Genomic DNA, 8133 nt, shown 5'->3' on the forward strand with positions numbered 1-8133 from the left:
TCAGCCCGAACCGACAAAGAAACCACAGCTCAGGGCCCTGCGATCGTCGTCAATCCGGCAACGTGAGCCAAGTCAGGTTTGGGGGCCAATGGTTTACCGGATGCTCGAGGGTCGTCCACAGGTGTTGGGTGGCGTACGAGCGCCACGGGCGCCAGCGGGCGCTGCGCGCGACGAGTGTCCGCTGGCCCGCGGGCAGCCCCAGCTGGCGCGCGGCCAGCTGGACGCCGAGGTCGCTGGCGGGAAAGGCGTCCGGATCGCCCAGGGCGCGCATCGCGATCACCTCCGCGGTCCAGGGCCCGATGCCGGGCAGCGCGAGCAGCTGGGCGCGGGCGCTGTCCCAGTCGCATCCGGCGTCCAGGACGACGCTTCCGTCGGCCAGCCCGGCGACCAGGGCGTTGAGCGTCGTTCGCCGGGCGGTGGGCACCGCCAGGTGGGCCGGATCGATGCCGGCGAGTTCGTCGATCGACGGGAAGGTGTGGGTCAGCGTGCCCTCGGGATCGTGCATCGCCCGGCCGTAGGCCGCGACCAGCCGGCCCGCGTGGGTCCTCGCGGCCTTCGTCGACACCTGTTGGCCCAGCACGGCGCGGACGGCGAGCTCGGCCTCGTCGACGGTCCGCGGAATCCGTTGGCCGGGGGCCTTTTTCACCACCGGGGCCAGCTCGGGGTCCCCGGCCAGCGCGTCGACCACCGCCTCGGGGTCGGCGTCGAGGTCCAACAGCCGCCGGCAGCGGGCGATCGCGGTGGTGAGATCGCGAAAATCATCGAGCACCAGCTGGCAGCGGACGTGGTCGACGGCCGGGGTCAGCGTCACCATGCCGCTGCCACGGGGCAGCCGAAGGGTGCGCCGGTAGGCGCCGTCGCGCACCTCCTCGCAGCCGGGCACGATGCCGGCGGCGAGGTGGCCGAACACACCCTCGTAGGCGAAAGGGGTGCGGACCGGGAGCCGAAGACACACGGCGCCTTGTGAATTCATGGCGGTCACCGGGCGCACCGCGGCGCGTCTGCGCAGCGCCGACGGCGTGGTTTCGAACACCGAGCGGATGGTGTCGTTGAACTGGCGGATGCTGGAGAACCCGGCGGCAAAGGCGACATCGCCGAACGGCAGGTCCGTGGTCTCGATGAGCACCCGCGCGGTCTGGGCGCGCTGCGCGCGGGCCAGGGCCAGGGGGCCGGCGCCCACCTCCGCCTGCAGGAGCCGCTCCAGCTGTCGGGTGGTGTAGCCGAGGTGGGCCGCGAGGCCGCCGACGCCCTCCCGGTCCACGGTGCCGTCGGCGATGAGCCGCATCGTGCGCGCCACCACGTCGCCGCGCACGTTCCACTCGGGAGACCCCGGGGACGCGTCGGGCCGGCACCGCTTGCACGCCCGGAAACCCGCGCGCTGAGCGGCGGCCGCGGTGGGGTAGAAGCGGACGTTGCGGGCGAACGGCGGCCGGACGGGGCAGCTGGGCCGGCAATAGATCCGCGTCGTCAGCACGGCGGTGACGAACCAGCCGTCGAACCGGGCGTCCTTGGACTGGACTGCCCGGTAGCGGCGTTCGAAATCGTCGTGCACGGTTCCACACTTACACCCACCGGCCGACAATACTGGCGGAAAAACGACATCAACGTGGCGCGCGGCTTGCCGGCCCACCCGGGCCTAGCCAACGGCGACATTGCTCAGCACAATGTCTTGCTGTGACGGATGACACGCAACAGGCCTACGCGTTCGACCCCGAAATCGCCGCGGTGGTCCCGCTGCTGCCCTCGCTGGAGGCCGACGACGCGGCGACCATGCGCGCCGCCTTTTCCGAGATGATCGCCGCGATGCCGGCGCCGGACACCTCCGGCCTGCGGATCGAAGACCGCGAAATCCCCGGCCGCGCAGGCGATCCCGCGGTCCCGATCCGAATCTACCGGCCCGACGAGCGCAGCGGACCCGCCGCGGTGTACACGGTCCACGGCGGCGGGTTCATCGTGGGTGACCTCGAGACCGAGCAGGGCATCGCCACGAGGCTGGCCCGCGAGCTCGGCGTCGTCGTGGTCTCGGTGGACTACCGGCTTGCGCCGGAAACCCCCTTCCCGGGGCCGCTGGAAGACGTCTACGCCGGACTCGTCTGGACGGCCGAAAACGCGGCCGAGCTGGGCATCGACCCGCAGCGCATCGCCATCCACGGGGTCAGCGCCGGCGGTGGGCTGTGCGCGGCGCTGGCGCTGCTGGCTCGCGATCGCGGGGGCCCGCACATCGCCTTCCAGTTCCTGTCGGTACCGGAGCTCGACGACCGGCTCACCACCGCGAGCATGACCGAGTTCGTCGACACGCCGCTGTGGAACCGCCCGCGAGCGATTTTCAGCTGGGACTGCTACCTCGGGGCCGGCCGAGCCGGCTCCGACGATGTCTCGATCTACGCCGCGCCTGCGCGCGCCACCGACCTGGCGGGCCTGCCGCCCGCCTACGTTTCGGTGATGCACTTCGACCCCCTGCGCGACGAGGGCGTCGCCTACGCCCTGGCCATGCTGGACGCGGGGGTCACCGTCGAACTGCATTTGTTCCCCGGGACTTTCCACGGTTCAGCGCTCATCCAGCACGCGGCGATCTCGCAGCGCGAAGCGGCCGAGTCGATCGCGGTGCTGCGCCGGGCCCTCGCGCTATAGGGCTCAGCGCTCGGCGGAGGAGACGGGCAACGCGAGCCGGGTGGGCCGTCCGTGCCCGCGCAACGTCACGGTCTCTCCCAAAGTCCAACGGGCCCTTTCCTCTTCGCTCGCGCCCTCGAGCGCGTCGGCCGTCGCGAGCAATCGGCCCGGGTGCGACTTGGCGATCTCGCAAAGCCGGGCCGCCTCGTTGACCGGCTCGCCGATCACGGTGTATTCGAAACGTTCCTTGGTGCCCACGTTGCCGGCGACGACCTGGCCGGCCGCCACCCCGATACCCGCGTCGCATTCGGGCATTTCGTCGCACAGCCGGTCGGCCATGCAGCGCGCGGCGGCCAGCGCCTCGTCCTCGGGCGAGTCGAGGTGGTTGGGTGCGCCGAAGATGGCCAGCGACGCGTCGCCCTCGAACTTGTTGACCAGGCCGCGACGGCGGTCCACTTCCTCGACGACGATCGCGAAGAACCGGTTGAGCAGGGCGACGACTTCCGCGGGGGGTTGGCTGGTCACCAGCTGCGTGGAGCCGACGATATCGATGAAGACGACGGCGACGTGTCGTTCTTCGCCGCCCAGTTTCGGCCGCTCGCGCTCGGCGGCCAGGGCCACCTCGCGCCCGACATGCCGGCCGAAAAGGTCGCGCACGCGTTCCCGTTCGCGCAAGCCGTCGACCATCGCGTTGAACCCGCGCTGCAGCTCACCGAGCTCCGTCCCGTCGAACACCACCAGGTCGCCCCGCAGGTTGCCCTGCTCGACGCGCCGCAGCGCCGCGCGCACCACCCGCACCGGTGTCGCCGTCAGCCAGGCGAGGATCCACATCAGGATGCACCCGAAAACCAAACCCGCGATCGACACCATCACCACGGCCACCGCGAATTGGGTCTGGGTCAGGTTGCGCAGCGCCAGTTCGATGACGGCCAGCAACATGACGCCGATGACGGGCACGGCCGACCCGAGGAACCAGACCATCATCGTCCGGCCCATGATGCCGTCGCTCAGGCGCCGCGGGGGCGGACCCGCTTCGAGCGCCTGAGCGGCCACCGGGCGCAGCGCGAACTCGGCCAGCAGGTAGCTACCCGTGGCCACCAGAACACCGCAGAAGCTGACGACGAGAAGAAACCGCGGAATGAACAGGGTGTTGACCATGCCGTACAGCGTGGTCAGCAGCGCCGCGGCGAGCCCCCACAGGACGAGGTCGACGAGGGCGATGCGCCACGGCGCCAAAAAGGCGTTGCGCGCGTCCTCTTGAGACGGTGTGCGCTCCTCGATCGCCCACCGCAACGCGATCACGGTCCGGCGGGTGATCCAAAAGACACCCCACGCCAGGGCCAGCACGATGAAGGCCGGGGAGGCGCCGAAGGTGATCCACGCCGGGGCGTCGAAGATGCTCGGGACGGGAATGGCGATCGTCACCAGCAGCAGCGCAACGGCGATCCCGATCAGGTTCGCCCCCAAGACCAGGACGGTCATGATGATCTGGATGCGCACCCGGCGACGGCGTTGGCTCTCCGTCACCCGGCCGAGCAGCAGGGAGCCATACGCGGGGGTTTCCGGCAGGCGGCCACTCTGTCGGGTCACCCGTTCGAGCACCCGGCCCAGGCGTCTGGCGATGCTCTGGTTGGCCAACATCGTGGCGCCAGCCTAAACGACCACGCTCTAAGGTGAGTCGGGTGCGTCTAGTGATCGCCCAGTGCACCGTCGACTACGTCGGCCGGCTCACCGCGCATCTGCCGTCGGCACGCAGGCTGTTGCTGTTCAAGGCCGACGGGTCGGTCAGCGTGCACGCCGACGACCGTGCCTACAAGCCGCTGAACTGGATGAGCCCGCCGTGCCGGCTGACCGAAGAGCCCGGCCCTGACTCGCAGGCGGCGCCGGTATGGGTGGTGGAGAACAAGGCCGGCGAGCAGCTGCGCATCACCGTCGAGGAGATCGAGCACGACTCCAGCCACGACCTGGGCGTCGACCCCGGCCTGGTGAAGGACGGCGTCGAGGCCCACCTGCAGGCGTTGCTCGCCGAACACGTGCAGCTGCTGGGCGACGGCTACACGTTGGTGCGCCGCGAGTACATGACGGCGATCGGCCCGGTCGATCTGCTGTGTCGCGACGAACTCGGCGGCTCGGTCGCGGTGGAGATCAAGCGGCGCGGTGAGATCGACGGCGTGGAGCAACTCACCCGCTACCTCGAGCTGCTCAACCGCGACCCCCGCCTCGCGCCGGTCAGGGGGATCTTCGCGGCCCAGCAGATCAAGCCGCAGGCGCGCACCCTGGCAGCCGACCGCGGGATCCGTTGCGTCACATTGGATTACGACAAGATGCGCGGTATGGACAGCGACGAGTACCGGTTGTTCTGATGCCCAGGCGCCGCGAACCCTCGCGTCGGCAACCTCCGTTGCCGTCGCCGGCCCTGGGCCGGGTGGAAACGGGGCCCGACGGGTACCAGTACGAGGTACGCCCGGTCGCCGCGGCCCGAGCCGTGAAGACCTATCGCTGCCCCGGATGCGATCACGAAATCCGTTCCGGCACGGCGCATCTGGTGGTATGGCCAGCCGAGGTGGGACAGGGCACCGACGACCGGAGGCATTGGCACACCCCGTGCTGGGCCAACCGCGCCAACCGCGGCCCGACCCGAAAGTGGTCCTAGCTCAGGAGGCCGGCTCGACGAGCTCGATGAGGACGCCGCCGGCGTCCTTAGGGTGGATGAAGTTGATCTTCGAGTTCGCTGTGCCGCGCCGCGGTGCCTCGTAGACGAGGCGCACGTCCTGTGAGCGCAGGCGCTCGCACAGGCTCTCGAGGTCGCTCACCCGAACCGCCATCTGCTGGATACCGGGGCCACGCTTGTCGAGGAACTTGGCGATCGCCGAGGAGTCGTCGACCGGGGCCATCAGCTGGATCTGCGCGGTGCCGTCCGGGGCGCCGGGCACCGAGAGCATGGCTTCGCGGATTCCCTGGTCGTCGTTGACTTCTTCGTGCACCAGGATCATGCCCAGGTGCTCGTGGTACCAGTCGATTGCCGCATCCAGGTCGGCGACTGCGATGCCGACGTGATCGATCGCCGTCACCAGTGCGGTGGCCAGGATCTGACGGGCGTCAACTTGATCAGTCGTCATCACATAACGGTAACCTGACGGCAAAGATCGCGCTTCTCGGGGATCCCGAAACGGCCGTCCCCGCACGCTGAGGAGGTACTCATGACGACGTCGGTGATAGTTGCTGGAGCGCGGACGCCGATCGGCAAACTGATGGGTTCGCTGAAGGATTTTTCGGCCACCGATCTGGGTGCGATCGCGATCAAGGGTGCCCTGGAAAAGGCTGGCGTGCCGGCCCGCCTGGTCGAATACGTGATCATGGGCCAGGTTTTGACCGCCGGGGCGGGCCAGATGCCCGCGCGCCAGGCGGCCGTGGCGGCCGGCATCGGCTGGGATGTTCCCGCCCTGACCATCAACAAGATGTGCCTGTCCGGGATCGACGCCATCGCCCTGGCTGACCAGCTCATTCGTGCGGGGGAATTCGACGTGGTGGTGGCCGGGGGCCAGGAGTCGATGACGAAGGCGCCGCACCTGCTGATGGACAGCCGCGCGGGCTACAAGTACGGCGACGTCACGGTGCTCGACCACATGGCCTACGACGGCCTGCACGACGTGTTCACCGACCAGCCGATGGGCGCGCTCACCGAGCAGCGCAACGACGTCGACAGGTTCAGCCGCGCGGAGCAGGACGAATTCGCTGCGCGGTCCCACCAGAAGGCGGCCGCGGCATGGAAGGACGGCGTGTTCGCCGACGAGGTGGTGCCGGTGGACATCCCGCAGCGCAAGGGTGATCCGCTGCAATTCACCGAGGACGAGGGGATCCGCGCCAATACCACCGCGGAGTCGTTGGCCGGCCTCAAACCGGCGTTCCGGCGCGACGGCACCATCACCGCCGGTTCGGCGTCGCAGATTTCCGACGGCGCCGCGGCGGTGGTCGTGATGAACAAGGACAAGGCGCAGGAGCTCGGGCTTTCCTGGCTGGTCGAGATCGGCGCGCACGGCGTGGTGGCCGGGCCCGACTCGACGCTGCAGTCGCAGCCGGCCAACGCGATCAAGAAGGCGCTCGCCCGCGAGGGCATCCCGGTCGACCGGCTCGACGTCGTCGAGATCAACGAGGCGTTTGCCGCGGTCGCGCTGGCGTCGACGCGCGAACTGGGAGTCGACCCCGAGATCGTCAACGTCAACGGCGGCGCGATCGCCGTCGGGCACCCGATCGGCATGTCGGGCGCCAGGATCACCCTGCATGTGGCCCTGGAGTTGGCCCGCCGCGGCTCCGGCTACGGCGTTGCGGCGCTCTGCGGCGCCGGCGGCCAGGGCGACGCGCTGATCCTGCGGGCCCGTTAACCGGCCCGCCACGGCGTTGCTGGCACCCGCCGCCGGGGTGGGTTTGTGATCTTCGTCATAAACGCCGTCCGGGGCCGTTCCCGGCGCCTCGAGAGCGCTCCCGGCCGGGTGGATCGGCCGGCGGCGCGCATGACAAACTTGACGGCGTGACGCGTCCGCGACCCCCGATCGGACCCGCCTTGGCCGGCGCGGTCGACCTGTCTGGCCTCAAGCAGCGGGCCCAGCAGACCGCATCCGCCGCCGACCCCGACGGGCGGGCCGCCCCGGCCGCGCCCGGGGCCACCGCGGTCACCGAGGCCAATTTCGAAGAGGAAGTGCTGGTCCGGTCCGACGAGGTGCCGGTCGTGGTGCTGCTGTGGTCGCCCCGCAGCGACGCGTGCGTCGAGCTCGTCGAGACGCTGTCGGCCCTGGCGACCGAGGACGACGGCAAGTGGTCGCTGGCGACGGTCAACGTCGACGTGGCCCCCCGGGTGGCGCAGATATTCGGTGTCGACGCGGTCCCCACCGTGGTGGCCCTGGCCGCCGGGCAACCGCTGTCCAGCTTCCAGGGCGTCCAGCCGCCCGACCAGTTGCGCCGCTGGGTGGACTCACTGCTGTCGGCGACGGCCGGAAAGCTCAGGGGCCCAAGCGGTTCCGAGCAGGCCGCAGAAGTGGACCCGGAGCTCGCCGAGGCCCGAAGAAAGCTTGAGGACGGTGACTTCGCCGGCGCCAAGACGGCGTATCAGGCGATCCTGGACACCAACCCGTCCAGCGCCGAAGCGAAGGGCGCGATCCGCCAGATCGACTTCCTCACGCGCGCAACGGCGCAACGCCCCGACGCGGTCGCGGTCGCCGACGCCGCGCCGGGTGACATCGAGGCCGCCCTGGCGGCCGCCGACGTGCAAATCCTCAACCAGGATGTCAGCGGCGCGTTCGACCGCCTGATTGCGTTGGTGCGCAGCACCTCCGGCGACGAGCGCACCCGGGTGCGCACCCGATTGATCGAGCTTTTCGAGCTCTTCGATCCCGCCGACCCCGAGGTGGTCGCCGGCCGGCGCAACCTGGCCAACGCGCTGTACTGAGTCGACCGTTACGGGCCCGCTATCCCGTCGATCCCGGGCAGGCCGATGATGCCGCCGGCCCCACCGATGCCGCCGGGACC

General features: G+C 70.1%; 8 protein-coding genes. 5 read left to right on the top strand and 3 right to left on the bottom strand.

All coding sequences use genetic code 11. The features are described 5' to 3' along the window. Positions 1 to 49 precede the first annotated feature (49 nt). Entirely contained in the window at positions 50 to 1552 is a 1503-nt protein-coding gene (locus BST11_RS26135; protein ID WP_083141081.1) for a DNA-3-methyladenine glycosylase 2 family protein, read from the bottom strand. 122 nt (positions 1553 to 1674) lie between these two features. Here BST11_RS26135 and BST11_RS26140 point away from each other — a divergent pair, with 122 nt between their 5' ends. After that, complete coding sequence (locus BST11_RS26140; RefSeq protein WP_244897788.1) at positions 1675 to 2631, top strand: alpha/beta hydrolase; 957 nt, start codon at positions 1675 to 1677, stop codon at positions 2629 to 2631. Between the two features lie 3 nt (positions 2632 to 2634). Here the strand turns inward: BST11_RS26140 and BST11_RS26145 are convergent, their stop codons facing one another. Further along, entirely contained in the window at positions 2635 to 4251 is a 1617-nt protein-coding gene (locus BST11_RS26145; protein ID WP_083141082.1) for an adenylate/guanylate cyclase domain-containing protein, read from the bottom strand. 41 nt (positions 4252 to 4292) lie between these two features. Here BST11_RS26145 and nucS point away from each other — a divergent pair, with 41 nt between their 5' ends. Beyond that, entirely contained in the window at positions 4293 to 4973 is a 681-nt protein-coding gene (gene nucS / locus BST11_RS26150) for an endonuclease NucS (RefSeq protein ID WP_083141083.1), read from the top strand. Beyond that, entirely contained in the window at positions 4973 to 5263 is a 291-nt protein-coding gene (locus BST11_RS26155) for a hypothetical protein (protein ID WP_083141084.1), read from the top strand. The genes nucS and BST11_RS26155 overlap by 1 nt, the downstream gene beginning before the upstream one ends. 1 nt (position 5264) lies before the next feature. Here BST11_RS26155 and mce read toward each other — a convergent pair whose 3' ends face one another. Further along, entirely contained in the window at positions 5265 to 5732 is a 468-nt protein-coding gene (gene mce / locus BST11_RS26160) for a methylmalonyl-CoA epimerase (RefSeq protein WP_120313453.1), read from the bottom strand. Positions 5733 to 5810: 78 nt separating this feature from the next. Between mce and BST11_RS26165 the strand changes: the two genes are divergently transcribed. Both BST11_RS26165 and BST11_RS26170 read left to right on the top strand, forming a co-directional pair. Beyond that, entirely contained in the window at positions 5811 to 6992 is a 1182-nt protein-coding gene (locus BST11_RS26165; protein ID WP_083141085.1) for an acetyl-CoA C-acetyltransferase, read from the top strand. A 146-nt stretch (positions 6993 to 7138) separates the two neighbouring features. Next, positions 7139 to 8053 (top strand): tetratricopeptide repeat protein, encoded by a 915-nt coding sequence (locus BST11_RS26170; protein ID WP_083141086.1) that lies wholly within the window; start codon positions 7139 to 7141, stop codon positions 8051 to 8053. Positions 8054 to 8133 lie beyond the last annotated feature (80 nt).

Origin of the sequence: Mycobacterium alsense, assembly GCF_002086635.1 — a bacterium.
Classification (GTDB): domain Bacteria; phylum Actinomycetota; class Actinomycetes; order Mycobacteriales; family Mycobacteriaceae; genus Mycobacterium; species Mycobacterium alsense.

Bases quoted from the DNA above. Each gene is read 5' to 3' on its own strand.
- BST11_RS26145 (WP_083141082.1), bottom strand. From the start codon at position 4,251: ATGTTGGCCAACCAGAGCATCGCCAGACGCCTGGGCCGGGTGCTCGAA.
- BST11_RS26155 (WP_083141084.1), top strand. From the start codon at position 4,973: ATGCCCAGGCGCCGCGAACCCTCGCGTCGGCAACCTCCGTTGCCGTCG.
- BST11_RS26165 (WP_083141085.1), top strand. From the start codon at position 5,811: ATGACGACGTCGGTGATAGTTGCTGGAGCGCGGACGCCGATCGGCAAA.